Consider the following 25485-nt stretch of genomic DNA (forward strand, 5'->3'; position numbering starts at 1 on the left):
CGGCGGGCCGGTCAGCGGCGGGCGACCCCGTCGCGCCGGGCGGCGTCCGCCACCGCGGAGCGCACGGCTCCCGGCACGCGCGGGTCGAAGGGCGACGGGATGACCAGGTCCTCGCTGAGGTCGTCGCCGACGAGCTCGGCGAGGGCGGTCGCAGCGGCGACCTTCATCCCCTCGGTGATGGCGGTGGCGTGGACGTCGAAGGCGCCGCGGAAGATGCCGGGGAACGCGAGCACGTTGTTGATCTGGTTGGGGAAGTCCGAGCGTCCGGTGGCGACGACCCGGGCGTACTTGTGCGCCAGGTCGGGGTGCACCTCGGGGGTCGGGTTGGCCAGGCCGAAGATGATCGCGTCGGCGGCCATCGAGGCCACGATCTCCTCGGGCACCTGTCCGCCCGAGACGCCGATGTAGACGTCGGCACCGGCCATCACGTCGGCCAGCGTGCCGCTGCGCCCGAAGTGGTCGGCCGTGTCGCGCGCGAGCGCGGCCTTCACGGGGGTCAGGTCGGACCGCGCCGAGTTGAGCACGCCCTGCCGGTCGAGGACCGCGATGTCCTTGATGCCGGCCTCGAGCAGGATGCGCGCCACCGCCACCCCGGCGGCACCGGCGCCCTGCACCACCACTCGGACGGTCGCGGCGTCGCGCCCGGTCAGGCGCAGCGCGTTGGTCAACGCGGCCAGCGCGACGACGGCCGTGCCGTGCTGGTCGTCGTGGAAGACCGGGATGTCGAGGCGCTCCTTGAGCCGGGCCTCGATCTCGAAGCACCGTGGCGCCGAGATGTCCTCGAGGTTGATCCCCCCGAAGCTCGGCGCGAGGCGCACGACGGTCTCGATGATCTCCTCGACGTCGGTGGTGTCGAGGCAGATCGGCACGGCGTCGACCCCGCCGAACTGCTTGAACAGCACGGCCTTGCCCTCCATCACCGGCATCGCGGCGGCGGGGCCGATGTCGCCCAGGCCGAGCACGGCGGTGCCGTCGGTGATGACGGCGACCGTGTTGGGCACCCACGTGTAGTACTGGGTCAGCGACGGGTCGGCCGCGATCGCCTCGCACACCCGCGCGACACCGGGGGTGTAGGCGAGGGACAGCTCGTCGGGCCCGGTCAGCGCGGCCGTCGAGTGGATCTCCATCTTGCCGCCGACGTGCAGGTCGAAGACGGGGTCGCCGGCGTGCGGGTGCGAAGCCATGCCCGGGATACTGGCACAGGTCAGGGCCGCGGGAGCCTGCGTCCCATGCGTGGGGAAGGCCACACCCGCAGGCGTACGACGGCCAGCACGTCGGCCTCGGGCACGGGTCCGCGGTGGCGCGAGTCGACGCCCTCGCCGGGGTTGTCGCTCAGCAGCCACCAGCCGGCTGCGCCGGAGCGCGTACGACGTCGTTCGACCGCGCGCTTGACCGCCACCGTGCCGTCGGCGAACCGGGCGACGACGAGGTCGCCGGACCGGGGCGAGGCGCCGTACCGGACGAGGAGCAGGTCGCCCTCGCGCAGCGTCGGGAGCATCGAACGACCCCGGACGGCGGCCGTCCCGAACGGGGGTCCGGAGCGTCCACCCCGAGGGGCGGGACCCCGCTGCCGACGCCTCTCCACGCGGAGTAGTGTCGCAGGAGAGCAATTCCCCGACGTTCGAGAGGTTGCACATGCTTCGCACTTTCTTCGCCCCGACCATCGAGGTCTCGGCCCACTGCGACCTGCCCTGCGGTGTCTACGACCCCGCCCAGGCGCGCATCGAGGCCGAGTCGATCAAGGGCATCATCGCCAAGGTCGCCGACAACGACGACCCCGACTTCCGCACCCGCGCGATCCTCATCAAGGAGCAGCGCTCGGAGCTCGTCAAGCACCACCTCTGGGTGCTGTGGACCGACTACTTCAAGCCCCCGCACTTCGAGAAGTACCCCCAGCTGCACACGCTGGTCAACGAGGCCACCAAGCTGGCCGGTGCCTCCGGCACCAAGGGCGAGCTCGACGCCGGCAAGGCCGACGAGCTGCTTGCCAAGATCGACGAGATCGCGGAGATCTTCTGGGAGACGAAGAAGGCCTGAACGAAGTGAAGGCCTGAGCGCACGCCGCACCGACCTCCGGGTCGGTGCGGCGTTCTGCATGTCCGCCCCCTCCTCGCTGGCTAGGCTCCGCCCAGCAGAGGGAGGGTCGATGATCGAGCAGGTCATGCTGCGTGACGGCACGGACGCATTCGTCGTGCCGCTGGAGCACACCGACCGGGCCGCGCTGATGGCCGAGTTCGAGACGCTCTCCCCCGAGTCGCAGCGCCGCCGGTTCCTCGCCCCGATCAGGCACCTCAGCGACGCCATGCTGGACCACCTCGTCGACGACGTCGACGGCGTCGACCACATCGCCCTCGTGCTGTGTGCGGAGACGAGTCCCGGCGTCTACGACCCCGTCGCACTGGCGCGGATGGTGCGCTACGCCGACGCCACCGACGCGGCCGACCTCGCCGTCACCGTCAAAGACGAGTGGCAGGGCCGCGGCGTCGCCACCACGCTCCTCGAGGTGCTCGTGCGCAGCCGTCCGGTGGGCGTGGACCGCATCGTCACCGAGGTCCTCCAGGACAACCCGGCGTCGCTGCAGATGCTCCGCCGGCTCGGTCCGGTGGAGCTGGAGGACGAGGGCAACGGGGTGTACGGCGTGGTGGTCGAGCTCGCGCCGCTGGCCTCGGTCGACGCTGCCGCGGGTACGCCGTCGCCGGTGCGGGTGGCACGGAGCGGGGGCAGACCGACCCCGCTGCTGCACGCGCCCCACCACCGGAACGAGCTCCGCACGCGCGACCAGGTGTGTCCGTGGTTCCACTGATCGTGACGGCTAGGGTGTGCGGAGCATCGGCCTCGAGGACGGGACATTGACGCAGATGGCAGACAACACGGGGGCATCTCGCGCCGACGTCGAGCTCCGGCTCCCCGCCGAGGGGGCCTTCGCGACGATCGTCCGGACCACGGCGGCGGGCCTCGCCGCCCGGCTCGACTTCACCATCGACGACATCGAGGACCTGCGCATCGCCATCGGCGAGGCGAGCGCGCTCGCCATCCCCGAGGCCGACCCCGGCACCGACCTCGTCGCGGCCTTCTGGATCGGTCCCGGTTCGATGACCGTCGAGCTGCAGGTCGAGGCGATCGACGACCCCCCGCTCGACACCGAGAGCTTCGCCTGGCAGGTGCTCGACACGATGGCGCAGGACGCGTCGGCAGGAGCCGAGAGGGGACGCTTCCGCGTCCGCTTCACGGTGACGTCGGCGGTCGCTGCGGGAATGACAGGTGCCGAGCTCTGACATGAGCCGAGACACGGGGGACACGGGGGACGACACGGCAGCCGAGGCTGCCCGGGACCACGAGGTCGACGACGACGTCGCGACCAGCGGTCTCGACCACGTACGCACGCGCAGCGCCGAGCTGTTCGGCGTGCTGCGCGACGACGGGGCGAGCAGCGCCGCGCGGGCGCTCGCGCGCGACGACCTGGTGCACCTGCACCTGTCGCTGGTGGAGCACTGCGCCCGCCGCTTCCGCAACCGCGGCGAGCCGTTCGAGGACCTCGTGCAGGTCGGCACCATCGGCCTGATCAAGGCCGTCGACCGCTTCGAGACCGACCGCGGCGTGGAGTTCTCGACCTACGCGACGCCGACGGTGATCGGCGAGATCAAGCGCCACTTCCGCGACAAGGGCTGGGCGATCCGGGTGCCGCGCCGCCTGCAGGAGCTGCGGATGCAGATCGGCGGCGCCACCGGCGAGCTGACCCAGAAGCTGGGCCGCTCCCCCACCCCACGCGAGCTGGCCGAGGTCATCGGCTGCACGGTGGAGGAGATCATGGAGGGCATCGAGTCCTCCCACGCCTACGCGACGCTGTCGCTCGACGCCTCGGACGACAGCGACGACGGGCCCCCGGCGATGCTCGCCACGCTCGGGGTCGAGGACGCCAACATCGAGCACGTCGAGGTTCGCGAGTCGATCAAGCCGCTGCTCGACGGCCTCGGCGAGCGCGAGAAGCGGATCCTGCTCCTGCGCTTCTTCAAGAACATGACGCAGTCCCAGATCGCCGAGGAGATCGGCGTCTCCCAGATGCACGTCTCCCGCCTGCTGACGCGCACGCTCGCCCAGCTGCGTACGTCGCTCGAGGCCGACTGACCCGACCGGTCGGCCGGCTACTCCTCGAGCCGGGCGTCCTGCTCCAGCACCTGCGTGGTCGCCGGGTGGAGCAGGCCCGCGATGACCACGAGCCCGCCGATCGCGAGCCCGACCGCCACGAGCGTGGTGGGGGCGTCGCGGAAGTTCCACGCCAGGCCGAGCTGGATCAGCTGGGCCATCACGACCGGGCCCCGGGCCCAGCGTCGTCCCCTCCACAGCGACCAGGCGCACCACGCCAGTCCCGCCGCAGCCACGAGGAAGAACGCCGTGGTGGTGAGCCCCATCGTGAGCCGGATCGAGCGGAGGTTCGCCACCTCGAGGACGGCGAGCACGAGGAGCAGGAGGGCCTCCACAGCGACCAGCGCAGCCGCTACCGCGAGCGGGGGCGGCACGGTAAGGTCTCGGCCACGGGGATCCACCGGAGGCGTAACGGTCACCGGCCAACAGTAGTTGTGACGGACACGACCAGCAGCGGGGGTTGTGTGAACGTTCAAATGTTGTCAGTCTGGTCGCTGCGCTGTCAGGCGCCCGGGCCCGGCTGAACGTCCGCAAACAGCAACCGACGTGATGTGAAAGAGGGATCCCCCACCCCATGGATTGGCGCAGCCGCTCTGCATGCCTCGACGAGGACCCCGAGCTGTTCTTCCCCATCGGCAACACCGGTCCCGCGATCCTCCAGATCGAGGAGGCCAAGCAGGTGTGCCGCCGCTGCGAGGTGCGCGAGCAGTGCCTCGCGTGGGCCCTCGAGGCCGGCCAGGACCACGGTGTGTGGGGTGGCCTCAGCGAGGACGAGCGGCGCGCGCTCAAGCGCCGCAACGCCCGGGCCCGCATCCGCACGGCCTGACCTCAGTCGACCGGCACGTCCGCCTGCACCCGCGTGCCCCGGCTGCCCGGACCGATCTCGAGCACGCCGCCGAGCTCCGACTCCACGAGCGTGCGGACGATCGACAGTCCCAGCTGGGTCGAGGAGTCGAGGTCGAAGTCGTCGGGGAGCCCCCGGCCGTCGTCCTCGACCACGACGTGCAGGCGGCCGACGATGCGTCGCGCGGTGACGACCACCCGGCCCGAGGTCTCGGCGGGGACGCCGGCGTAGCCGTGCTCGACGGCGTTCTGCAGCAGCTCGGTCAGCACCATCGCGAGCGGCGTGGCCGCCTCCGAGGGCAGCTTGCCGAAGGAACCCTCGCGGACGACCCGCACCGGCACCTCGACGCCGCTGACGTCGACGACCATCGATCCCAGCCGGTCGGCGATCTCGTCGAAGTCCACCGTCTCCTCCACCGCGTGGCTGAGCGTCTCGTGCACGATCGCGATCGACCCGACGCGGCGTACGGCCTCCTCGAGCGCCGCCTTGGCGTCCTCGGCGCGCGTCCGACGCGCCTGGAGCCGCAGCAGGGCAGCCACGGTCTGCAGGTTGTTCTTCACCCGGTGGTGGATCTCGCGGATCGTGACGTCCTTGGTCACCAGCTCGCGGTCGCGGCTGCGCAGCTCGGTGACGTCGCGCACCAGGAGCAGCGCGCCGCTGCGCTCGCCCTGCGGCCGGAGCGGGATGCTGCGCACGATGAGGGTGACCTCGTCGGTGCCCACCTCGGTCGCGCGGCCGTCACGCCCGCCCAGCACGGCGCTCAGGGTCTCCTCGTCGGGGCGCCACCGAGCCGGCACCAGCTCCCGGGTGAGGTCGGTGAGGACGAGGCCGGCGAGGTCTCCCTGCAGGCCGAGCCGCCGGTAGGCCGACAGGCCGTTGGGGCTGGCGTACACGACCCGACCGGCAGGATCGAGCCGGACGAAGCCGTCGCCGACGCGCGGTGAGTCGGCGTGGTCGCTGCGCTGACCGCTGAGCGGGAAGTAGCCCCCCGCGATCATCTGCGTGAGGTCGGCCGCGGTCTGGAGGTAGCTGAGCTCGAGACGGCTCGGCGTGCGCACGCCGAGCAGGTTCGTGTTGCGGGCGATCGTCGCGATCACCCGTCCGGCCCGCCGCACGGGGATCACCTCCACCCGCACCGGTACGTCGTCGCGCCACTCCGGGTCGCCCTCGCGCACCAGCCGACCGGTCGTGTAGGCCTCGTCGAGCATCCGGCGGCGCCCGGTCGGGATGAAGGTCCCCAGGACGTCGTCGACCAGCGCCGTCGGGCCGGTCGTGGGGCGCATCTGCCCGCCGGCCCAGTAGCCCCTGCCCTCGCGGTCGGGCAGCCAGAGCACGAGGTCGGCGAAGGACAGGTCGGCGAGGATCTGCCAGTCCGCCATCAGCAGCTGGAGCCAGGCGACGTCGTCCTCGACGAGGTCGGTGTGGGCTCGCACGAGCTCGTGGAGGGACGGCACCCGGTCAGCCTAGGGCCCGTGGCGGACCGGGCTGGGGCTGTGTCCGGGTCGGCTGGCAGGATGGGCGGCATGTCACTCGGGTACTGGGACCAGGTGCAGAGAGCCGGGTTCGAGGTCCCCTCGGACCGCCCGCTCGACGACCTCACCGCCGAGCTCACCACGATGCTCGGCTCGACCGAGCCCGAGGTGCGCGACGGCACTGCGTTCCCGGCCTTCGCGACCTGGATCGAGCGCGGCGTCTACGACGACCTGCTCTCCGGCCTCGGCGACGGGATGGCAGCGGGCCTGTCGGTGGGCATCGGCGAGGTCGGCACCGACACGGTCTTCCGGCGCAGCTTCAGCGCGCTGATCCTGGCGGTCTGCCTCGAGCGGGACAACGCCCAGCACCTGGTGCCGGGACGGAAGGTCATGGAGTGGGGCGACCGGCTGGCGACCTGGTTCCTCGGCGAGCGCGACACCCGGGGGTGGGTGCCCGGCAAGGGGTGGGCCCACGCGGTCGCCCACGGCGCGGACGCGATCGGTGCCCTCGGCGAGTCACCTCACCTGGCCGGGCCGGAGCACGCCCTGCTGCTCGACGTCCTCGCCGAGCGCCTCCTCACCCAGCCGGCCGACGAGCCACTCGTGGCGGGCGAGCCCGACCGGATCGCGGTCGCGGCCATGCAGATCCTGCGCCGCAACACCCTGGGCACCGACGAGCTCGAGCCGTGGGTGCACCGCATCGGCGCCGCCGGCAACCCGTTCGCCGCGCCGGTCGACCACGACCCCTACGCACCGGCCGCCGCCGCACAGGCGTTCCTGCGCGCGCTGTTCGTGCAGCTCTCGCTCGCCCCGGAGCCCCCGAGCGTCCGGTCCGACCTGCTCCTCGTCGTGATCGAGGCGCTCCGGATGACGAACGTTCCCTACCTGCGAGTAGCCACCGACTAACCTCAGGGCATGAGCGAGATCACTGGTCACAGCGGCGAGCTGGCCGTCCACGTCGCGCGCGCCCACGGCGTCGAGACCATGTTCACCCTGTCGGGTGCCCACGTCTTCCCCATGTACGACGGCGCGGTGAGGACGCAGCAGGACGGGCAGGGCCCGCCGGTGCGGCTGCTCGACGTACGCCACGAGCAGACCGCGGCGTTCGCCGCCGAGGCGACCGGCAAGCTCACCCGGGTCCCCGGCCTGGCCGTCCTCACCGCTGGGCCGGGCGTCACCAACGGCATCAGCGCGATCGCGCAGGCCCAGTTCGCGGGCTCGCCGATGGTCGTCGTCGGCGGCCGCGCTCCGCAGAACCGCTGGGGCACGGGCTCGCTGCAGGAGCTCGACCAGCCGCCGATCATCGCACCGGTCGCGAAGTCCGCCAGGACCCTCATGACGGCCGGCGAGGTGGCGGCCGGCATGGACGAGGCCTTCACCCTGGCCCGCTCGAGCCACCGGGGTCCGGTCTTCGTCGACGTGCCGATGGACGAGTTCTTCAACTCGGCCTCGGGCACCGTCGGCTCCGGCGAGGGCACCCGCATCGAGCCCGACGGCGACGCGATCCAGACGATCGCCGATCTCCTCGCCCGCGCCCAGCGGCCCGTGCTGATCCTCGGCACGGACGTCTGGGCCGACCACGCCGAGGCGGCCGCGCTGCGCTTCGTCGAGGACCTCGGCATCCCCACCCTGACCAACGGCATGGGTCGAGGCGTCATCCCGGGCGGGCACCGCTCCCTGGTCACCAAGGCCCGCGGCGCCGCCCTGTCCGGCGCCGACCTGGTGGTCGTCGTCGGCACCCCGCTCGACTTCCGCCTGGGCTACGGCGCCTTCGGCGGTCCCGACAAGAACCCGACGGGCGAGTTCGCCCGCGTCGTCCACATCGCCGACTCCCCCGGCCAGGTCTCCGGCCACGCCGAGCTCGCCGCGTCGGTCGCCGGCGACCTCACCACCGTCCTCGACGGCCTGCAGGCGGCCGTCGAGCGGGGTGACAAGCCGGACTGGAGCGCATGGTCCGACCAGCTCGCCGACCAGGTGAAGGTGGCCGCCGAGCGCGACGCCCAGCTCCTCACCGCCGAGGCCGACCCGATCCACCCCGCCCGGATCTACGGCGAGCTGGTCCCCCGGCTCGCGGACGACTCGGTCGTCATCGGCGACGGTGGTGACTTCGTCTCCTTCGCCGGCAAGTACGTCGAACCGAAGCGCCCCGGTGGCTGGCTCGACCCCGGCCCCTACGGTTGCCTCGGCGCCGGGCTCGGCGCGGCGATCGCGGCCCGCATCGCCCGTCCCTCGGCGCAGGTGACGCTCCTGCTCGGCGACGGCGCCGCCGGCTTCTCGCTGATGGACGTCGACACGCTGGTGCGCCACGACCTGCCCGTCGTGATGGTGATGGGCAACAACTCCGCCTGGGGCCTGGAGAAGGGCCCGATGCAGATGCTCTACGGCTACGACGTCGCCGCCGACCTCGCCCAGCGCACGCCGTACGACGAGGTGGTGAAGGCGCTCGGCGGTGCCGGCGAGACCGTCACCGACCCGAAGCAGATCGGTCCGGCCCTCGACCGGGCCTACGCCGCCGGCGTGCCCTACCTCGTCAACGTGATCACCGACGTGGAGGCGGCCTACCCGCGCAACACGTTCGGCATCTAGCGCCGTGGAGCTGCGCCGGATCCGCCCCGACGAGCACGAGGCCGCCGGCGACGTGTGCGTGGCGGCGTACGACCCGCTGCTCACGGGTGCCGAGGACGACTACCGCGAGCGGCTGCACGACGTCGCGACGCGCGATGCCCAGGCCGAGGTGTGGGTCGCCGTGGTCGAGGAGCGCGTCGTCGGCGTCGTCACCTACTGCCCGCCCGGCTCGCCGTGGCGCGAGATCGGTCGCCAGGACGAGGGCGAGTTCCGGATGCTCGCGGTCGACCCGGCGGCCCAGGGCACCGGTGCCGGGACCGCCCTGGCCCGCCTGTGCGAGGAGCGTGCGCGCGAGGACGGCGCAGCCGGGATGGCGTTGTCGTCGCTCGCGACGATGGCGACCGCCCACCGGGTCTACGTCCGGCTCGGCTACTCCCGCGAGCCCGCGCGCGACTGGTCCCCGGTGCCGGGCGTCGACCTGCTCGCGTTCAGCAAGACGTTCTGACCGGGGCTCAGCAGCGGCGGACGGTCGCGGGGTCCTCGGGGTCGTCGAAGCACACCGTGCCCGTCGGCAGGGCGGCCATCGTGGTGCGGGTTGCCATCTGCCACTGCCAGGTCTGCCACGAGTCGTCCTCGCCGGCCACCGCGGTGACCAGCGCCCCGTTCGCCGTCAGCCACGTCCTCACGCCGCCCTCGTTGCGCATGTCGATCTCCCCGACGGGCTCGAGCGGACGCAGCTGGTCCCCGTCCTGCGCCAGCACCTCGACGTACGACGGGTCGGAGGCGGACGTCACGAAGAGCGAGGCGCCGTCGACCCCCATGGGCTGCACCATGGAGACCCGAGGGTCGGCGACCACCAGCTCGCGGCTGATCGTCCGGCCGTCCTCGCCCTCGACGACGAGCACCGGAGGGTCGCCGTCCTCGATGCGTGCGGAGTAGCGGTAGCCCTGCTCAAACCTGGCCGACTCCCCCGGCCCGAAGGTCTCCTCGGCCACCGGAGTGACGTAGGGCAGCTCGTCCTGCGTCTCGTCACCGCAGGGCTGCGACGCCTCCAGGCCAACGCGCAGGCACCGCGCGTCGTCCGGGCGGAGCACGCCGTCCTCGTCCAGCGTCCACTGCCAGGCATCGACGACCATCGTCTCCGGCCGCACCAACGTCATGTTGCCCTCGGCGTAGGCGTTCACCGACCGGCTCGACCAGAGCGCGCCGTCCTCGAACCAGTAGTTGTGCACGTGCACCATCCGGTAGTGCTCGGTCGTGCTGCCCGGCACCGGCACCTGGCCTCGGACCAGGAGCTCGGGCCGGTCGGCGACCAGCTGGACGAGCAGCCCGTCTCGCAGGTCGACGACGAGCGGGTGTCCGCCGCCGCCGACCGCCTCCGCGTCGTCGTAGTAGAGCACCAGCTCCTGGTCGCCGTCGCCGTCGGCGTCGATCGGGTCGAGGACGTTGGTCGCGACCGTCGTCCCGACCTCGACGAGGCCGTACGCCTCCTCGCCGGTGCTGGTGAGCGTCGTCTCCAGGCGGAAGCGGCCGTCGAGCTCCTCGGTCGGCTCGCCGCGGAACGTGACCTCCTCCTTCTCCCCGTCACCGTCGAGGTCCAGCCGCGGCGCACGGTCGAGCTCGTTGGGCTCCCAGTCGCGTCCGACGTCCGGCGGCAGGGTCAGCTGCGGGTCGTCGGGCCTCGGCGCGACGTCGTCGGAGCGCGGTTCGCGGGCCAGGCCCTGGAACACGGCGCCCAGGACGAGCAGGACCACGGCAGCCGTCGCCAGCAGCACCCACGGCGACTGCCAGCGCGGGCGTGCCTCGACCACTGGGGTGAGCGGGGACAGGTGGTAGGGCTGCACCTGGTCGGCGCGCGCGGACAGCGCAGCGCGCAGGCGGTCCTCCATCTCACTCATCGCTCCTCCTTCCCCGAGCCCGCAGCCGACGTCATGACCTTCTCCAGCGCGACCAGCGCACGGCTGGCCGTCGACTTGACCGTCCCCTGGCTGATCGAGAGCGTCTGCGCGATCTCGGCCTCGGACAGGTTCGACCAGTAGCGCAGCACCAGGACCTCGCGCTGCCGGGGGGCGAGCTGCTGCAACGCCACGATGACCTCCCGGTGCTCCTCCGCCAGCACCGCGCTGTCCTCGGGCGAAGGAGGCGACAGGTCGTGGGGCGGTGAGTATGCCCGGGCCGTACGACGCCTGCGCAACGCCGAACGAGCCGTGTTGACCACCGACACGCGCAGGTAGGCCAACGCCTTCGACGGGTCCTTCACCGCGTCCGGCCGACGCGCCAGGGCCGCGAAGGCGTCCTGCACCACGTCCTCCGCCGAGGCGAAGTCGTCGACCAGCAGCACCGCGAGCCGCACCAGTGACAACCGGTGGGCAGCGTAGAGCTCGGTGATGTCCACCGACGGCTCCATCTCGATCCCCACCCCCGTGGCCCTCCCGCTCATGTCTGGTAGACGTGTGCCAGTCCCTCAGGTTGCCCCACCGACCCCCCGAATCCCGGAAGGCCTGCCCATGCCGCAGCTCGAGCCCGCCACGCTGACGTACGCCGTCACCGACGACGACACCGCCGCAGCCGTCGGCAGCGGGTCGCTCCCCGTCCTCGGTACGCCGCGCCTCCTCGCCTGGCTCGAGGCCGCCACCTGCGCCTGCCTCGAGCCCGTGCTGCCGGACGGGTCGACCAGCGTCGGCACGCGGATGCAGGTCGAGCACCTCGCAGCGAGCCCGGTCGGCGCCGAGGTCGAGGTGAGCGCGTCGAGCGCCTACGAGGACGGCCGTCTGCACCGCTTCACGGTCAGCGCGCGCGACACCACGAGCGGCAAGGTGCTCGCGGCCGGCGAGATCACCCGGGTCGTGGTGGACGCCGAGCGGTTCCTGTCCCGGCTGACCTGAGGCACCCGGAGCCACGAGGCAGCCGCGGAGGGTCACGGGTACTTGCTCGGCGGGCCGTGGCCCAGACCGCCGCCTCACGCTCGCGCCAGGAGTCAGCGAGTCACGTCGTCCTCTCGACCCTGCGCGTGTGACAGCAGGCCGAAGTCGAGAAGCACGGCGACCGCGACACCGTTCGCGTCGAACCCCACCCATGCCGGGTGCTGCTCCTTGCCACACAAGAACGCCGCCGCCAACGTCCGCCCATCGGTCTCCATCGAGACGATCGACTCTTCAAGCGCCCGATTGAAGATTCCCTGCATGTACAGGTCGTCCTCGAAGAGCGGCTGGAGGACGGCCGCGTCGGTGATCTCGTAGAACGCTCCGAGCGAGGAGTCGGAGTCGAGCTGGAACTGGCCATCGTCGGCGAGCGGCTGCCACGCGACCACTTCGGCGACCGCGCCGACGGTGGCGGCCACCGGTAACGCCTCGGCGGCGCCGGTCTCGACGCGGGTGCGCGTGATGACGATGACCGCCGTCGGGTAGTCATTCGCACCCATGCCGATTGCGGGGGCTGCAGGCGCGTCCTCTGGAAACCAGGGGTCCGCGATGGCGAGTGCTCCCCATTTCATGGACAGCGTGGGCCCGGCCTTCGAAGTCAGGGTCACGGTCTCCCCCTGGTAGCGGCGGTTCGTCGGGAAGACGTACCTGGCGCCGAGCTCCACGAGGTCTTGCGGCTCCACGATGATGCCGCCGCGCACGCCCGGCTGTTCGAGGCTCTCCTTCAACCGCTCCATCACCACGGCCCGCTCAGCACGCGGCAAGGCAAGGACCTCTTCGACGACCTCGTAGATCTTCCGGCGCACCCGTCGAACGCTAGCGGCGAGTGAAGGTGCTTACTCAGATATGCGTCTATCCGCAGCTTGTCGGTGTCTGACCCGGGTCACGCGAAGCGGCGAGGTGCCAACGGGGACTACGTGTAGCGATTCGCAAGCGGGCACGTCGCCGGTCGAAGTAGCGTCCCGTCATGACGCGCTACGAGTACGACGAGGAAGCCAGCCAGCGTTGGCACATGGACGTCGGTCACGAGATCGACGAGCGCCCCACGCCGGTGGCGCGTTGGGTCGACGCGATGCGTCGACTGAATTCGATCGACGATCCCCTGGCCCGACGGATCCTGACGCTCCACCGAGACTGCGGATCCGGTAGTGGATCCTGCGACAGCGGCTCCGAGGATGAGCCAATTGCTCGCCGAATCGGCTGGGGTTGCGAGACCAAGTCTGCGATCGCTCACCACTTCGGAGTCGACTACCCGGTTGCCCCGATCGCGTCCGACTAAGCACGTCAATCCGCCGCTGTCAGCGCCGAGGCGCGGTTCGGAGATTGAGGCTGGTTGCCAAGAGCTTCAGCGTTGAATCAGTATGAGGAACTGTTTGGGGTGCCGACGGTGAAAGGAGCCTCATCATCGTGACCAAACGCCTCGTCACTGGCTACGTACTGCTTGGATGCTCCATCGCGATGTTGCTTCAGGCGCCAGCGCATGCCACGTCGAAGCACGCCGGCTCACCTGACGACGTTCGGTCGGGCCGCCAGGTGGACGTTGCCCAGGCAACCGTCACGGTTGACGACTTCGTGTACAGAAGCGACAACTGCTACTCCGTTCCCGGCGCCATCGACGTCTCGAGCTCCTTGCCGATCGCGAGTTGGGAAGCAAGCATCGAAGTCACTGGTCCGCGCGGCGAGTGGGCCGACTCGGACTGGGTGTCATCGAATCTCGCCCACGAGGAGTTTGACCCACTTTTCGCCTGCTTCTACCTCAACGAATTCGGAAGGCACACCGTCCGCGCGGACGTCGAATTTTTCGACCCCGACTACAACGTTGTCGCAAACGTTGTCGCCACGGATACATTCGCGGTGCAGGCAGGGAGCAACTTGAAGAAAACCCGCGTTGATCGCCTTGGCGCCACCGCATGGGAGATCCGCGGCCGGGTACGCGCGACCGGCGGCATAACGCCGGACCGCAATCACAAGATTCGTCTTCAGCGGTTCAAGCAGGGTCGGTGGATGACAACTCGATCAGTCCTAGACGGTAAGGGTGGGCTTGTCGTCCTGCGCTACAGCGGCGCCCGAGCCGGGCGCTTCCGGCTCCATTGGTCTGGAGTGACCGACGTTGTGCAAGGCGATGTCAGTTCGACGTTCCGTCTTCCTTAGCCGACGTAAACGACCGAGGACCCGCCCAGCGTGCGGGCTCAATGATTGCCGTTGCAGAGGCCGTCGCCTCGACACGTGTACAGGCAGCCACTGAGCGGGTTACGTCGCCGACGTCGGCCAGGACACGGGCAGCGACAACGGGTCCGACACCGCGCAGGTCCATCAGGCGTGAACCGCGGGCAAGCACGATGGCCGTCAACTCGGCGGTGGACTTCTTGATCTCGGCCTCGACCGCGACCATCTCCGTCAGCTCCTCGGCAGCGATCCGACGGCGGGTCTTTCCGGCGATGTCACGCGGTCGGACGGACGCGAGCATTGCCCTGGCCTGACCGGTGGTGAGATCGCGTTTCGCCTGTCCTGGCAGGAGTTCTGCGAGCAGAGCGTGCAGTCGGTCAACGGTCTGGACCCGCCGTCGGGTCAATGCCTCGCGGCGGTCGGTGAGCATCCGCAACGCTTCAAGCTCGCCGTCGAGCTGCAGCACCCGCAGGTTCTTCGTGCGCACGGCAACAGCAGCGACCGCATGGGCGTCGTGCGCGTCGGTCTTGCGGTTGTGACCGGTGTCGAAGAGCCGGACCCGAGCAGCTGTTCGTGCTGGTCGACGACCTCGATCGTGGCCGACAGCTTGTGGGGATCGACCCCGATGATCACCGCGCTGTGTCTGGTTCATGTGCTGGTCCCGCCCGTGCTCGATCCGGTTAGGTCGCGAGGTGGGCATTGCTACTAGGAGCTGGGCAGTCCCTTCTTGAGCCACGCCTCGTCACGGTGACCGGCGGGCTGCAGACCGATAGTGAGCCACACAGATCGCGTTGGAGGGCAGCCGCATGGAGGACTTCCCCGCCGATCACCTGAACCGAGTCTGGCCAGACGTCGGTCCTAACAGAATCGTCCAGTAGCCGCTTGTGAAGCGCGCCCAAGTTCAAATTCCTCCACACCTTGGTCCATCCAGTGGCGCATCGAACATGTGTTCGATAGAATGAATCATGACCATCTCCCTCCCGCACCAGGCGCCGCAGGCGGCCGATGAGGTGTCGGTGAGGGAGCTGCTGGAGCTGGCTGCCGGGGCGCTCCGGTCGCGCCGCCTGGCGGAGGTGGAGGAGATCCGGCTCGCGATCCAGTGGGCCGTGACTCAGGGAGATCCGCGCGATGATCGCGATCCCATGGTGACGCCCGGCGGTGACGGCACTCCCCCGGTCCGCGACCACGCCATCCCCGAGCTGGCCATGGCGCGCGAGACGCACCCGGCGACGACGCGGGCGCTGATCGCCGACGGCCTCGACCTCGTGCACAGGCTGCCTCGGACGTGGGCGGTGGTCGAGGCGGGCGACTGCGAGCCGTGGGTGGCGCGCAAGGTGGCCGTCATCTCTCGCGCACTGCTGGATGACCAGGTGACTAAGGTCGACCGCGCCGTCGCGAAGGCGATCGGCGGCCACGCCCCCTCGACAGTCCTCGAGATCGCCCGGGCCAAAGTCATCGAGGCCGACCCCGAGACCCACCGCGCCGAACGCGAACGGTCACGCCACGAGCGCTACGTCCGCCTCTCCCGCACCGACGAGTTCGGCTACCGCCACATCATCGCCCGCGTCACCGCCGGCGACGCCGCCTGGCTCGACGCCATGGTCGACCGCGTCGCCGACATCCTCGCCGAGACGATGGGCCACGACCACAACCACGACGAGCTCCGCTCCCTCGCCATGGGCTGGCTCGCCCGACCCGTCGACCTCCTCAAGCTCCTCCTCGAGCACACCAACGACGATGCGGGCACGGACTCCGGTGCGCCCGGGGAGCCCGGTGAGTCCGGTGAGCCCGAGCAGCCCGCGTGGGCACCCGACCACATGGCCGACACCGTGGACCGGCTCTGTTCACTCCCCGCCCGCAAGCTGGCCAGGCTCCGCGGCCGCGGACGCCTCTTCGTCCACCTCACCGACGACGCCCTCCACACCGGGCGGGGAGTCGCCCGGGTCGAAGGCGTCGGCCCCATCGACGTACGACAGCTCCACGAGGTCCTCGGCGACGCCGACGTCACCCTCACCCCGGTCCTGGACCTCGCGCAGCGTCGTCGCGTCGACGCCTACGAGCACCCCGAGGTGGTCAAGGACCACGTCTGGGTCCAGACGGGCGGCGACCACTTCCCCTTCACCCCACGCACCGCCACCCGCGACGGCGTCGACTTCGACCACGCCGTCCCCTACGACGACACCGGCCCACCCGGCCAGACCGGCCCCCACAACTCCGGCCCCCTACGCCGACGCCACCACCGCACCAAGACCCACGGCGGGTTCACCACCCGCGTCGTCGGCCCCGGCCGCCACCTCTGGCGCACACCCCACGGCCAGGCGTTCCTCGTCGACCACACCGGCACGACCAGGCTGACCGAGCAACAGGGCAGAGCGATGGCCGAGGCGATCGTGGACGGCGTCGAGCTCTACTTCGCCTAGGTCTTGCGAGCGCGGCCCCGTCTCGGGGTCAGGGTCAGAGCTCGCGGAGCACCCGGGCCGGCGAGCCGACGGCGACGACCCCGGCCGGCAGGTCGCGGGTGACGACCGATCCGGCGCCCACGACCGTGTCCGCCCCGATGGTGACGCCCGGGCAGACGATGACGCCGCCGCCGAGCCAGACGTTGTCGCCGATCGTGATGGGCTCGGCCGCCTCCCACTTGTCGCGCCGCGGCTGCGGCTCGAGCGGGTGGGTGGCGGTCAGGAGCTGGACGTTCGGGCCGATCTGCACGTCGTCGCCGATCGTGATCGCGGCGACGTCGAGGAAGGTCACCCCCCAGTTGACGAAGGTGCGCGCCCCGATCGTGGTCTGGTAGCCGTAGTCGCAGTGCAGCGGCGGCCGGACCTCGCTGTGCTCGCCGAGTCCGCCGAGCAGCTCCTCGAGCAGCGCGCGGCGTCCGGCGGCGTCGTTGGGGTCCATCGTGTTGATCCGGTGGGCCAGGCCCTGGGCGCGCTGAGACTCCTCGGCCAGGACCGGGTCGTCCGCGATGTAGGGCTCCCCCGCCAGCATCCGCTCGCGCATGGTCTTCTCGCTCATCGGCTCAACGTACAAGCCCCGAGACATGCAAAAGTCCCCGCCGCGGCGGGGACTTCTACGAGATGACGGCGCGGGTGCGCGTCAGGCGTTGGGGCGCTTCCCGTGGTTCGCGCCCTTCTTCTTGCGAGCGCGGCGCTTGCGTCCGGTCTTGCCCATGGTGGTCCTCCTGGAATCGGTGCTCGGAGCAGTGTCTCAAATCCGCCCGGAGGCGGCCAATCGGGTCGAGCTCGACGTTCAGGCATTGCCCTCGGTGATCTGGACCCGCACCTCGCGCAGCTGCAGGCGGACGCGGTCGCGGAGCGACTCCGGGGCGGACTCCGAGCAGGAGCGGGCGACGAGCTGCTTCACGGCCTTCTGCAGGTCGTGGCGCTCGAGGCAGGGCCCGCACTCGCGCAGGTGCATCTCGACGACGGCGCAGTCGGCCTGGTCGAGCTCGTTGTCGATGAAGTAGACGATGCGCTCGATGTAGTCGACGCAGTCGTCGTTGCCGCTCTCCATGTCGTGCTCGTGGCTGCTCACGACTCGCTCCCCTCTCCCTGACCGGGCACGGTGGACGCCGGAAGCAGGTCGTTGGTCCGCACGTAGTCCGCCAGCATGTCGCGCAGCTGCCGCCGACCGCGGTGCAGCCGCGACATCACGGTGCCGATCGGGGTGTCCATGATCTCGGCGATCTCCTTGTAGGGGAACCCCTCGACGTCGGCGAGGTAGACCGCCAGACGGAACTCCTCGGGCAGGCGCTGCAGCGCGTCCTTCACCTCCGAGTCGGGCAGGTGCTCGAGCGCCTCCATCTCCGCCGACCGGAGGCCGGTCGAGGAGTGCGACTCCGCCCGGGCGAGCTGCCAGTCCTCGACGTCCTCCGACATCGACTGCTGCGGCTGCCGCTGCTTCTTGCGGTAGGAGTTGATGTAGGTGTTGGTGAGGATGCGGTAGAGCCAGGCCTTGAGGTTGGTGCCGGGCTTGAACTGGTGGAAGGCGCTGTAGGCCTTGGCGAACGTCTCCTGCACGAGGTCCTCGGCGTCGGCCGGGTTGCGGGTCATCCGCATCGCCGCGCCGTAGAGCTGGTCGAGGTAGGGCAGTGCGTCACGCTCGAAGCGCGCGGAGCGCTGGTCGGAGGTCTCGTCCTCGACGGCGACCTCTGCAGGTGGGGACATCTCGTCCCGGAGCGATTCAGTCATCGCCTCCCACAGTACCGCCGTGGGTCGATCGAGGGTCAGTGCAGTCACACTGACCTGAACACCTCACGCCCGTCGGGGATTCCCGACGACCTCACGCACGAGCCACTCGAGGGTCGACTCGACCACGATCCCCATCGCCTCGTCCTGGGTCACCTCGCCCCGGGCGGGCACCTTGAGCGCGTGGTCGCCACCGGGGATCACCACCAGGTCGAGCCCGTCGAGGTCGCCGGGGAACTCCTCGGGCCGCCCCATCGGGTCGCGCTCCCCCTGCACCACGAGTGTCGGCAGCCCGACGGCCTCCAGCTCGCCCAGCCGGGTCGGCTCGGTCCTCCCGGGCGCGTGGAGCGGGAAGGACAGGGCCAGGCAGCCCGAGGCGCCGAGCGCGCGCGCGGTGCGGGCCGCGGAGCGGGCGCCGGCCGACCGACCGCCCACGACGAGGGGCGTACGCACGCGCATCACGTCGGCGGCACACCTGAGCGCCGTGTCGAGGGTCGGCGGGGCGGTCGCGATCTTGCGGCCCGCCACCCGCCACGGCTGCTCGAACAGGACGACCGAGACGCCCTGGGCGGGCAGCGCGTCAGCCAGGGCCCACAGGTCGCGGGCGTCCACGCCGCCACCGGCACCGTGGCTGAGCAGCAGGGTCGCGATCGGGCTCGTCGCGCGCCGCGTGTGCAGGCGGCCCTCGCCGTGGGGTGTGTCCACCGAGCGGACGGACGCCTTCTTCACTCGACCTCCTCCAGGGGCAGCGGCTCCACGAGCTCGGGTCCGTTGTTGCGCACGTTGCTCACCAGTCTCGGCACGGGATAGGCCTCCAGCCGGCCGGGAGCGGCGGGCACGAGGAGGGAGGTGTCACCGGGCGTGGTCGGGTCGAGCCACTCGTGCCAGCGCTCGCGCTCGACCATCAGCGGCATCCGGTCGTGGATGTGGCCGAGGGAGTCCTCGGCCTCGGTCGTGAGCACCGTGCAGGTCCAGCGGAAGCGGTCGGGGTCGTCCTCGGACCTCGTCGGGTCACGCCAGATCTCGTAGAGCCCGGCCATCGCGAGCACCCCGCCGTCCTTGGGGCGGATGAAGAACGGCTGCTTGACCGGCTTGCCCTTCGCGTCGGTGCGCGCGGTGGGGTACCACTCGAAGTAGCCGTCGGCGGGCAGGAGCGCCCGCCGGGCGGCGAAGGCCTTGCGGTAGGCCGGCTTCTCCGCGACGGTCTCCATCCGGGCGTTGATCATCCGGTTGCCGATCGAGGGGTCCTTGGCCCACGACGGGACCAGCCCCCACGTGAGGACGCGGAGCTGGCGCTGGGCCGGCTCTGTCCTGTCCTGGCCGGACTCCCGCGACGGCGGTCGCTCGACGACGGCGTAGACCTCCTTGGTCGGCGCGACGTTGTAGTCGGCTGCCAGGGGCGCGGCGATCCGGGTCTCGACGACCTCGAACTCCTCCACGAGGTCGTCCGAGCTCCGGGACGAGGCGTAGCGGCCGCACATACCGCCACCCTAGGGGAGTCGGCCGACAGCGTCGCTCAGCCGCGGGCCAGCTCGTCGAGCAGCATGCCGGCGACCACGTCGGTGCCCGGGAGCCCCTCGATCCACACCCGCACCGGAGCGTCCGGCTCCGCGCCGTCGAGGAGCGTGCGCAGCACCCGGACCCGCCGCCCGAGGTGGCCGTCTCGCCGGGTCAGGATCGCGACGCGGTGGAGCCCGAGCCGGGCCACCGTCTCGTCCCGGGCGAACGCCGTGCGCGCGAGCTCGCCCGAGCGCGCCAGGCGCATGGCCCGGGTGAAGTGGTCGTCGGGCTCGTCGGACGGGTCGTCGCCGGACGGCATCTCGAACACGACCAGTGCGAAGCCCCCGATGCCGGCGTCGGTCCCGCCGCCGAGCCGGTAGAGCTCGGAGAGCCGGCTGCGCAGGTGCGCCTGGCTGGACAGCCCGGTGAGGGGGTCCTCGCAGGAGAGCTGGTTGAGGTAGCCCAGCGTCGTCTCGCTCCACGCGGTGAGCAGCGCGGTGACGACGTCGTACGACGGATCGGCGCCGGTGAGGCAGCGCCAGGTGTCGCGCAGCCCGGCGAGCGTCTCCTCCACCGATGCCCCGTCGCGGGCCAGCTCCTGACCCGCGACGGCGCAGACACCGATGACGTCCGATCCTGAGGTGAGCGCTTCGCCGACAGCCTCGAACCGGTGCGGCAACCCCGACCGCTCGACGGTGGGCTCCGGCTCGCTCACCCCAGGATCGGCGACCGTGAGGCGACGCCCACGCACAGCGAAGATCCTCACGGCACACCCCCTCCCGGGTTCCCTCAGTCATGCCCCAGCCATGCCTTGGGGCATGCTCTGGTGATGTGACGGGGCTCATGGCCGCCCATGACGCGGACTCGGGCGAAAATCCCGTTTCTTCACTTTCCCGGCCGCTCGGCCCCCGGCCGGGGATACAGTCGGAAGGCCCGGCGACCGCCGGGTGGTGTCCCCGGAAGCGTCCAACCATGAGCGTGCAGTCATGAGCGTGGCCATCAGCGTCGAGGCGCCCAGCGACGCTGAGCTGATCTCTGCCGTCCGCGGTGGCGACGTCGACGCCTACGGCCTCCTCTTCGAGCGCCACGTCGACGCGGCCCGCCGGCTCGCCCGCCAGCTCGTCCCCGCGGGCGACGCCGAGGACCTCGTGTCCGAGGCCTTCGTGAAGGTGCTCGGCGTGCTGCAGCGCGGCGGCGGGCCCGACCTCGCCTTCCGTGCCTACCTGCTGACCGCCGTACGCCGGCTCCAGGTCGACCGGTTCCGGGCCGGGTCCCGGCTGCACACCACCGACGACATGGAGGCCTTCGACCCGGGCGTGCCGTTCCGCGACACGGCCGTCGAGGGCTTCGAGAGCGCTGCGGCCGCCCGTGCCTTCGCCAGCCTCCCCGAGCGCTGGCAGCTCGTCCTGTGGCACACCGAGGTGGAGGGCGACAAGCCCGCCGACATCGCGCCGATGCTCGGGATGAGCGCCAACTCGGTCTCCGCGCTCGCCTACCGCGCCCGCGAGGGACTGCGCCAGGCGTTCCTCACCCAGCACGCGGCGGAGCTCGACGAGGACGCCTGTCGGTGGACCCACGCGCAGCTCGGCGCCTACGTCCGCGGCGCCTCGTCGCGCCGCGACGCCACCAAGGTGGAGGAGCACCTCGACGAGTGCCGCCCGTGCATGGCGATCTACCTCGAGCTGACCGAGGTCAACTCCAACCTCGGTGGCCTGCTCGCCCCGTTGCTCCTGGGCGGCGCCGCGACCGCCTACCTCGGCACGACCGTGCTCTCAGCCGCGGCCCCGGTGGGCGTCGGGGCGCTCCTCGGACGCGTCCGCGACCTCGTGACGGGCAACGCCGGCGTCGCTGCCGTCGCCGGCGTCGCAGTGAGCACCGTCGTCGTCGCCGGTGGGATCGCCCTGGGCATGCGTGGCTCCGACGCACCCACACCGGCACCGACGCGTGCTGCGACGTCGGAGGGCGCCGCCGGCTTCGACGGCTCGTCGGCCAGCCCGGACGGCGCCTCCGCCACGACCGGAGACCGGTCGCCGGGGAGCCCGCGACTGCGCTCCACCCCGCCCGCCCTCGTCCTGCCGCCCGGCGACGTGGACGTCACCCCGGGCTCCGTGCCCGGCTCGGACACGCCCCCGGGGTCCGACCCCGCCCAGGACACCGACCCGACGCAGGACACCGTCGACCCCACCCAGGCGCCGACGTCGAGCCAGACCCCGAGCCAGGGTCCGACGTCCGACCCGACCAGCAACCCCACCAGCAACCCCACCAACAACCCCACGTCCGACCCGACCAACAACCCGACCACCAACCCCACGTCGAACCCGACGCAGGACCCGACCCAGGACCCGACCCAGGACCCGACCCAGGACCCCACGCAGGACCCAACGCAGGACCCCACGCAGGACCCGACGCAGGACCCCACCCAGCCGACCCCCGAGCCGCCGGCCGCCGACGCCTCGGTCAGCGGGAGCGTGGGCGGGGCCCGGCCGACGTACGCCGTCGTGGTGCGGGTCGCCGGTCTCGGCGGGGCGACCGGGCAGCTGCGGATCGAGGCCGCCGGGGCGGAGGTGGTGCGCACCGCCGACGGCCGGTGCACCGCGACCAAGACCGTGGCGCTGTGCCAGGTCTCCGGCGACACCTCCGTCGCCGTCGAGGTGGTGGCGCCCCGGGGCGGCAGCGTGACCGCCACCCTGGCACCGTCCGGAAGCGACGCCGACGCCGGCAACAACACCTGGCGCGCGACCCTCGGCTGATCCGGCCGCCGAGCCCGACCACCCACCCCTCTGGCACCCCTGCGGACGGAGCGCCGTCCCCGCACATCGTGTAGACAAGGGCGCATGACGATCACCCGGTTGCTCGCGCGTCCCATGCTGGCCACGATCTTCGTCGCCGGCGGCATCAACGCCCTCCGCAACACCGAGGGCCACGCCGTGAAGGCGAAGAAGGTGACCGACAAGGTGCTCCCGGCCGCCCAGAAGGCGGCGCCCCAGGTGCCGATCCCGACCGACCCGGCCACCCTGGTCCGGATCAACGCCGGCGCCCAGATCCTCGCCGCCGCCGCGCTGGCCACCGGTCGTGCGCCACGGCTCAGCGCGAGCGTGCTGGCGGCCTCCCTCGTGCCGACCACGCTCGCCGGGCACGCCTTCTGGAACGAGACCGACCCGCAGGCCAAGAACGCGCAGCGCCTGCAGTTCTACAAGAACACCTCCGTCCTCGGCGGCCTCCTCCTCGCCGCGGTCGACACCGAGGGCAAGCCCGGACTGGCCTGGCGGGCCCGTCGCGCCGCCGCCGACGTGCGCCGCGAGACCAGGCACGTCGCCAAGCAGGCGCGCCGCGAGGCCAAACTGGCCAAGGCCCAGCTGACCTGACCTCGATAGGGTGCGCGGGTGAGTGACCTCTGGCCGGCCCCGCGCCCCACCGAACCCCTCGACCGGGTCGTCTCCCTCCCCGGCAGCAAGTCGCTCACCAACCGGGCGCTCGTCCTGGCCGCGATCGCCGACGGCCCCAGCGTCGTACGTCGTCCGCTGCGCTCGCGCGACACGCTGCTCATGGCCGCCGCGCTCACCTCGCTCGGCACCGGCATCGAGGACACCGGCGGCCCGGGGGCCGGCGACTGGCGGGTGACCCCTGCCGCCTGGGACCGCGACGCCGACGTCGACTGCGGACTCGCCGGCACGGTGATGCGCTTCGTGCCGCCCGTCGTCGGGCTGGCCGCCGGCACCGTGCGCTTCGACGGCGACCCCCACATGCGGCTGCGTCCCGTCGGCCAGATGCTCACGGCGCTGGGCGCCCTCGGCGTGCAGGTCGACGACGGGGGTCGGGGCGCTCTGCCGTTCGCGGTGCACGGGACGGGCTCCGTGCCCGGCGGCACCGTCACCATCGACGCGAGCGCGTCGTCACAGTTCGTCTCGGCGCTGCTGCTCGCGGGTGCCCGCTACGACCGCGGCGTCGACGTGCGCCACGTCGGCAAGCCGGTGCCCTCGCTCCCCCACATCGAGATGACCGTGCAGATGCTCCGGCAGCACGACGTCGAGGTGGACGACACCGACGCCAACCGCTGGGCGGTCGCCCCGGGCCCGGTGCGGGCGGTCGACCACGACATCGAGCCCGACCTCTCCAACGCGGCGCCCTTCCTCGCCCTCGCCGCCGCCACCGGCGGCCGGGTCACCGTCACCGGCTGGCCCGCCACCACCACGCAACCCGGTGACGAGCTCCGCGAGATCCTGACGCTGATGGGCTGCGAGGTCACGCTGGCCGACGGCGACCTCACCGTGGTCGGCCCCCCGCGCCTGACCGGGGTCGACCTCGACCTCCACGACGTGGGTGAGCTGACTCCGGCCGTCGCCGCCCTGTGCGCCCTGGCCGACTCGCCCTCGCACCTGCGTGGGGTCGCCCACATCCGCGGCCACGAGACCGACCGGATCACCGCCCTGGCCACCGAGCTCGCGCGACTGGGGTCCGACGTCACCGAGCGGGAGGACGGGCTCACCATCCGGCCCTCGACGCTGCACGGCGGCACGTTCCACACCTACGCCGACCACCGCATGGCCCACGCCGGCGTGATCCTCGGGCTGGCCGTGGACGACGTGCTCGTGGAGGACGTCGCGACGACGTCGAAGACGTTCCCCGACTTCGCCGGCGCGTGGAGCCGCGCGGTGCACGGCGGTCAGCCGTGACCGGGCGCTACTCCGAGCACGACCACGAGCACTACGAGCGGCCGCGCCGCCGCACCCGCCCGCGCACCAAGGACCGGCCGTCCTACGACGACGCCGTCGACGCCCGCGTCGTCACCGTCGACCGTGGCCGGTTCACCCTGCTGCTCGACGGTCACCGCGTGATGGCGATGAAGTCGCGGCCCCTCGGCCGCAAGGGCGTGGTGGTCGGTGACCACGTGCGGGTCGTCGGCGACACGAGCGGTGACGACGGGTCGCTGGCCCGGATCGTCGAGGTGGTCCCCCGCACCACCACGCTGCGCCGCACGGCCGACGACGACGACCCGGTCGAGCGGGTCATCGTCTCCAACGCCGACCAGCTCGTCGTCGTCACCGCGCTCGCCGACCCGGAGCCACGCCCGCGCCTGATCGACCGCGCCCTCGTGGCGGCGTACGACGCCGGGATGTCGCCGCTGCTGTGCCTCACCAAGGCCGACCTGGCCGACCCCGAGACGCTGCTCTCGACCTACCGCTCGCTCGGCGTGCCCTGGGTCGTGACCCAGCTCAAGGGCGAGGGTGCGGGCGACCTCACCGAGCTCCGCGACCGGCTGCGCGGACGCACCAGCGTCCTCGTCGGCCACAGCGGCGTGGGCAAGTCCACCCTGGTCAACGCGCTCATCCCCGACGCGCACCGCGAGGTGGGCATCGTCAACGCGGTGACCGGCCGCGGCAGGCACACCTCCACCAGCGCCTACCTGCTCGAGCTGCCCGGCGAGGACGGACGAGGCGAGGGCTGGATCATCGACACCCCCGGCATCCGGTCCTTCGGGCTCGCGCACGTGCAGCCGGAGAACCTCATCGAGGCGTTCCCCGACCTCGACGAGATGACGGAGACGTGCCCGCGCGGGTGCACCCACGGCGGCGAGGAGCCCGAGTGCGGGCTCGACGAGGCGGTCGAGGCCGGCGAGGCCGACCCGGACCGGGTCGAGTCCTTCCGCCGGCTGCTGGCAGCCCGGGAGGCGTCCAGCGACTGGTAGT

30 protein-coding genes are annotated in these 25485 nt (G+C 71.7%); 16 read left to right on the forward strand and 14 right to left on the reverse strand.

The window, feature by feature from the left end:
• Window positions 1–11: 11 nt before the first annotated feature.
• Window positions 12–1184 carry an NADP-dependent malic enzyme gene (locus Q1B24_RS11080; RefSeq protein ID WP_299927864.1) on the reverse strand — a complete coding sequence of 391 codons (1173 nt, stop codon included), beginning with the start codon at window positions 1182–1184 and terminating at the stop codon, window positions 12–14.
• A gap of 20 nt (window positions 1185–1204) precedes the next feature.
• Window positions 1205–1585, reverse strand: coding sequence for a S24/S26 family peptidase (locus tag Q1B24_RS11085; protein ID WP_299927867.1), 381 nt, complete (start codon window positions 1583–1585; stop codon window positions 1205–1207).
• A gap of 50 nt (window positions 1586–1635) precedes the next feature.
• Here Q1B24_RS11085 and sodN point away from each other — a divergent pair, with 50 nt between their 5' ends.
• From sodN to Q1B24_RS11105, 4 genes are all read left to right on the forward strand, one after another.
• The gene (sodN, locus tag Q1B24_RS11090) at window positions 1636–2037 is read left to right on the forward strand and encodes a superoxide dismutase, Ni (RefSeq protein WP_299927870.1); all 402 of its coding nucleotides are present in this window, start codon (window positions 1636–1638) and stop codon (window positions 2035–2037) included.
• Window positions 2038–2146: 109 nt separating this feature from the next.
• On the forward strand, window positions 2147–2803 hold the full coding sequence (locus Q1B24_RS11095; RefSeq protein WP_299927873.1) for a GNAT family N-acetyltransferase: 657 nt from the start codon (window positions 2147–2149) through the stop codon (window positions 2801–2803).
• A 55-nt stretch (window positions 2804–2858) separates the two neighbouring features.
• Window positions 2859–3275: an anti-sigma factor gene (locus Q1B24_RS11100; protein WP_299927876.1), complete on the forward strand. Its 417-nt coding sequence runs from the start codon at window positions 2859–2861 to the stop codon at window positions 3273–3275.
• A 1-nt stretch (window position 3276) separates the two neighbouring features.
• Window positions 3277–4125 (forward strand): RNA polymerase sigma factor SigF, encoded by an 849-nt coding sequence (locus Q1B24_RS11105; RefSeq protein WP_299927879.1) that lies wholly within the window; start codon window positions 3277–3279, stop codon window positions 4123–4125.
• A gap of 17 nt (window positions 4126–4142) precedes the next feature.
• On the opposite strand, the gene Q1B24_RS11110 is transcribed toward Q1B24_RS11105, so the two are convergent.
• Window positions 4143–4478, reverse strand: a complete 336-nt coding sequence (locus tag Q1B24_RS11110; RefSeq protein WP_299927882.1) for a hypothetical protein — start codon at window positions 4476–4478, stop codon at window positions 4143–4145.
• A gap of 239 nt (window positions 4479–4717) precedes the next feature.
• Here Q1B24_RS11110 and Q1B24_RS11115 point away from each other — a divergent pair, with 239 nt between their 5' ends.
• The gene (locus tag Q1B24_RS11115) at window positions 4718–4969 is read left to right on the forward strand and encodes a WhiB family transcriptional regulator (protein ID WP_056601527.1); all 252 of its coding nucleotides are present in this window, start codon (window positions 4718–4720) and stop codon (window positions 4967–4969) included.
• A gap of 2 nt (window positions 4970–4971) precedes the next feature.
• Here the strand turns inward: Q1B24_RS11115 and Q1B24_RS11120 are convergent, their stop codons facing one another.
• Window positions 4972–6441, reverse strand: coding sequence for a sensor histidine kinase (locus tag Q1B24_RS11120; protein WP_299927895.1), 1470 nt, complete (start codon window positions 6439–6441; stop codon window positions 4972–4974).
• Window positions 6442–6510: 69 nt separating this feature from the next.
• Between Q1B24_RS11120 and Q1B24_RS11125 the strand changes: the two genes are divergently transcribed.
• The 3 genes from Q1B24_RS11125 to Q1B24_RS11135 are packed head-to-tail and all read left to right on the forward strand — an operon-like array spanning window position 6511 to window position 9529.
• A complete protein-coding gene (locus Q1B24_RS11125) occupies window positions 6511–7365 on the forward strand; it encodes a DUF2785 domain-containing protein (RefSeq protein WP_299927898.1) in 855 nt (284 codons plus the stop codon).
• Between the two features lie 9 nt (window positions 7366–7374).
• Complete coding sequence (locus tag Q1B24_RS11130) at window positions 7375–9045, forward strand: acetolactate synthase (protein WP_299927901.1); 1671 nt, start codon at window positions 7375–7377, stop codon at window positions 9043–9045.
• 4 nt (window positions 9046–9049) lie between these two features.
• Window positions 9050–9529 (forward strand): GNAT family N-acetyltransferase, encoded by a 480-nt coding sequence (locus Q1B24_RS11135; RefSeq protein ID WP_299927904.1) that lies wholly within the window; start codon window positions 9050–9052, stop codon window positions 9527–9529.
• Window positions 9530–9536: 7 nt separating this feature from the next.
• Here the strand turns inward: Q1B24_RS11135 and Q1B24_RS11140 are convergent, their stop codons facing one another.
• Window positions 9537–10922, reverse strand: a complete 1386-nt coding sequence (locus tag Q1B24_RS11140) for a hypothetical protein (RefSeq protein ID WP_299927907.1) — start codon at window positions 10920–10922, stop codon at window positions 9537–9539.
• Complete coding sequence (locus Q1B24_RS11145; RefSeq protein WP_299927910.1) at window positions 10919–11443, reverse strand: SigE family RNA polymerase sigma factor; 525 nt, start codon at window positions 11441–11443, stop codon at window positions 10919–10921. The genes Q1B24_RS11140 and Q1B24_RS11145 overlap by 4 nt, the downstream gene beginning before the upstream one ends.
• 88 nt (window positions 11444–11531) lie before the next feature.
• Between Q1B24_RS11145 and Q1B24_RS11150 the strand changes: the two genes are divergently transcribed.
• Window positions 11532–11909 carry a thioesterase gene (locus Q1B24_RS11150; protein WP_299927913.1) on the forward strand — a complete coding sequence of 126 codons (378 nt, stop codon included), beginning with the start codon at window positions 11532–11534 and terminating at the stop codon, window positions 11907–11909.
• A gap of 92 nt (window positions 11910–12001) precedes the next feature.
• Here the strand turns inward: Q1B24_RS11150 and Q1B24_RS11155 are convergent, their stop codons facing one another.
• Window positions 12002–12751 carry a hypothetical protein gene (locus tag Q1B24_RS11155; RefSeq protein WP_299927917.1) on the reverse strand — a complete coding sequence of 250 codons (750 nt, stop codon included), beginning with the start codon at window positions 12749–12751 and terminating at the stop codon, window positions 12002–12004.
• A 161-nt stretch (window positions 12752–12912) separates the two neighbouring features.
• Between Q1B24_RS11155 and Q1B24_RS11160 the strand changes: the two genes are divergently transcribed.
• Both Q1B24_RS11160 and Q1B24_RS11165 read left to right on the forward strand, forming a co-directional pair.
• Window positions 12913–13224, forward strand: a complete 312-nt coding sequence (locus Q1B24_RS11160) for a hypothetical protein (RefSeq protein WP_299927920.1) — start codon at window positions 12913–12915, stop codon at window positions 13222–13224.
• A 128-nt stretch (window positions 13225–13352) separates the two neighbouring features.
• Window positions 13353–14096, forward strand: a complete 744-nt coding sequence (locus tag Q1B24_RS11165; protein WP_299927923.1) for a hypothetical protein — start codon at window positions 13353–13355, stop codon at window positions 14094–14096.
• Here Q1B24_RS11165 and Q1B24_RS11170 read toward each other — a convergent pair.
• Window positions 14071–14763 (reverse strand): transposase, encoded by a 693-nt coding sequence (locus tag Q1B24_RS11170; protein ID WP_299927926.1) that lies wholly within the window; start codon window positions 14761–14763, stop codon window positions 14071–14073. The two genes, Q1B24_RS11165 and Q1B24_RS11170, sit on opposite strands and share 26 nt — an antisense overlap.
• A gap of 313 nt (window positions 14764–15076) precedes the next feature.
• Here Q1B24_RS11170 and Q1B24_RS11175 point away from each other — a divergent pair, with 313 nt between their 5' ends.
• The gene (locus Q1B24_RS11175; protein WP_299927929.1) at window positions 15077–16531 is read left to right on the forward strand and encodes a hypothetical protein; all 1455 of its coding nucleotides are present in this window, start codon (window positions 15077–15079) and stop codon (window positions 16529–16531) included.
• Window positions 16532–16565: 34 nt separating this feature from the next.
• Here Q1B24_RS11175 and Q1B24_RS11180 read toward each other — a convergent pair whose 3' ends face one another.
• From Q1B24_RS11180 to Q1B24_RS11205, 6 genes are all read right to left on the reverse strand, one after another.
• Window positions 16566–17126, reverse strand: a complete 561-nt coding sequence (locus tag Q1B24_RS11180) for a sugar O-acetyltransferase (RefSeq protein WP_299927932.1) — start codon at window positions 17124–17126, stop codon at window positions 16566–16568.
• Window positions 17127–17360: 234 nt separating this feature from the next.
• The gene (gene rsrA / locus Q1B24_RS11185) at window positions 17361–17645 is read right to left on the reverse strand and encodes a mycothiol system anti-sigma-R factor (RefSeq protein WP_299927935.1); all 285 of its coding nucleotides are present in this window, start codon (window positions 17643–17645) and stop codon (window positions 17361–17363) included.
• Entirely contained in the window at window positions 17642–18301 is a 660-nt protein-coding gene (locus Q1B24_RS11190) for a sigma-70 family RNA polymerase sigma factor (protein ID WP_299927938.1), read from the reverse strand. Before Q1B24_RS11190 ends, rsrA begins: the two co-directional genes overlap by 4 nt.
• Before the next feature lie 63 nt (window positions 18302–18364).
• Window positions 18365–19027 carry an alpha/beta family hydrolase gene (locus Q1B24_RS11195; RefSeq protein WP_299927941.1) on the reverse strand — a complete coding sequence of 221 codons (663 nt, stop codon included), beginning with the start codon at window positions 19025–19027 and terminating at the stop codon, window positions 18365–18367.
• Window positions 19024–19779, reverse strand: a complete 756-nt coding sequence (locus tag Q1B24_RS11200; protein ID WP_299927944.1) for an SOS response-associated peptidase — start codon at window positions 19777–19779, stop codon at window positions 19024–19026. Before Q1B24_RS11200 ends, Q1B24_RS11195 begins: the two co-directional genes overlap by 4 nt.
• A 35-nt stretch (window positions 19780–19814) precedes the next feature.
• A complete protein-coding gene (locus tag Q1B24_RS11205; protein WP_299927947.1) occupies window positions 19815–20564 on the reverse strand; it encodes a hypothetical protein in 750 nt (249 codons plus the stop codon).
• A gap of 220 nt (window positions 20565–20784) precedes the next feature.
• On the opposite strand from Q1B24_RS11205, the gene Q1B24_RS11210 reads away from it, so the two are divergent.
• The 4 genes from Q1B24_RS11210 (at window position 20785) to rsgA (ending at window position 25484) form a co-directional block, all read left to right on the forward strand.
• Window positions 20785–22548: a sigma-70 family RNA polymerase sigma factor gene (locus Q1B24_RS11210; RefSeq protein ID WP_299927951.1), complete on the forward strand. Its 1764-nt coding sequence runs from the start codon at window positions 20785–20787 to the stop codon at window positions 22546–22548.
• 84 nt (window positions 22549–22632) lie between these two features.
• Complete coding sequence (locus Q1B24_RS11215; protein ID WP_299927954.1) at window positions 22633–23163, forward strand: DoxX family membrane protein; 531 nt, start codon at window positions 22633–22635, stop codon at window positions 23161–23163.
• Window positions 23164–23181: 18 nt separating this feature from the next.
• Window positions 23182–24471: a 3-phosphoshikimate 1-carboxyvinyltransferase gene (gene aroA / locus Q1B24_RS11220; RefSeq protein WP_299927957.1), complete on the forward strand. Its 1290-nt coding sequence runs from the start codon at window positions 23182–23184 to the stop codon at window positions 24469–24471.
• Window positions 24468–25484: a ribosome small subunit-dependent GTPase A gene (gene rsgA, locus Q1B24_RS11225; RefSeq protein WP_299927960.1), complete on the forward strand. Its 1017-nt coding sequence runs from the start codon at window positions 24468–24470 to the stop codon at window positions 25482–25484. Before aroA ends, rsgA begins: the two co-directional genes overlap by 4 nt.
• Window position 25485: the final 1 nt, after the last annotated feature.

The sequence above is a fragment of the uncultured Nocardioides sp. genome (genome assembly GCF_947488025.1).
In the GTDB taxonomy this organism is placed as follows: Bacteria; Actinomycetota; Actinomycetes; order Propionibacteriales; family Nocardioidaceae; genus Nocardioides.

Bases quoted from the DNA above. Each gene is read 5' to 3' on its own strand.
- Q1B24_RS11080 (WP_299927864.1), bottom strand. From the start codon at position 1,184: ATGGCTTCGCACCCGCACGCCGGCGACCCCGTCTTCGACCTGCACGTC.
- sodN (WP_299927870.1), top strand. From the start codon at position 1,636: ATGCTTCGCACTTTCTTCGCCCCGACCATCGAGGTCTCGGCCCACTGC.
- Q1B24_RS11095 (WP_299927873.1), top strand. From the start codon at position 2,147: ATGATCGAGCAGGTCATGCTGCGTGACGGCACGGACGCATTCGTCGTG.
- Q1B24_RS11100 (WP_299927876.1), top strand. From the start codon at position 2,859: ATGGCAGACAACACGGGGGCATCTCGCGCCGACGTCGAGCTCCGGCTC.
- Q1B24_RS11105 (WP_299927879.1), top strand. From the start codon at position 3,277: ATGAGCCGAGACACGGGGGACACGGGGGACGACACGGCAGCCGAGGCT.
- Q1B24_RS11115 (WP_056601527.1), top strand. From the start codon at position 4,718: ATGGATTGGCGCAGCCGCTCTGCATGCCTCGACGAGGACCCCGAGCTG.
- Q1B24_RS11125 (WP_299927898.1), top strand. From the start codon at position 6,511: ATGTCACTCGGGTACTGGGACCAGGTGCAGAGAGCCGGGTTCGAGGTC.
- Q1B24_RS11130 (WP_299927901.1), top strand. From the start codon at position 7,375: ATGAGCGAGATCACTGGTCACAGCGGCGAGCTGGCCGTCCACGTCGCG.
- Q1B24_RS11140 (WP_299927907.1), bottom strand. From the start codon at position 10,922: ATGAGTGAGATGGAGGACCGCCTGCGCGCTGCGCTGTCCGCGCGCGCC.
- Q1B24_RS11150 (WP_299927913.1), top strand. From the start codon at position 11,532: ATGCCGCAGCTCGAGCCCGCCACGCTGACGTACGCCGTCACCGACGAC.
- Q1B24_RS11160 (WP_299927920.1), top strand. From the start codon at position 12,913: ATGACGCGCTACGAGTACGACGAGGAAGCCAGCCAGCGTTGGCACATG.
- Q1B24_RS11170 (WP_299927926.1), bottom strand. From the start codon at position 14,763: ATGAACCAGACACAGCGCGGTGATCATCGGGGTCGATCCCCACAAGCT.
- Q1B24_RS11175 (WP_299927929.1), top strand. From the start codon at position 15,077: ATGACCATCTCCCTCCCGCACCAGGCGCCGCAGGCGGCCGATGAGGTG.
- Q1B24_RS11180 (WP_299927932.1), bottom strand. From the start codon at position 17,126: ATGAGCGAGAAGACCATGCGCGAGCGGATGCTGGCGGGGGAGCCCTAC.
- Q1B24_RS11190 (WP_299927938.1), bottom strand. From the start codon at position 18,301: ATGACTGAATCGCTCCGGGACGAGATGTCCCCACCTGCAGAGGTCGCC.
- Q1B24_RS11200 (WP_299927944.1), bottom strand. From the start codon at position 19,779: ATGTGCGGCCGCTACGCCTCGTCCCGGAGCTCGGACGACCTCGTGGAG.
- Q1B24_RS11210 (WP_299927951.1), top strand. From the start codon at position 20,785: ATGAGCGTGGCCATCAGCGTCGAGGCGCCCAGCGACGCTGAGCTGATC.
- Q1B24_RS11215 (WP_299927954.1), top strand. From the start codon at position 22,633: ATGACGATCACCCGGTTGCTCGCGCGTCCCATGCTGGCCACGATCTTC.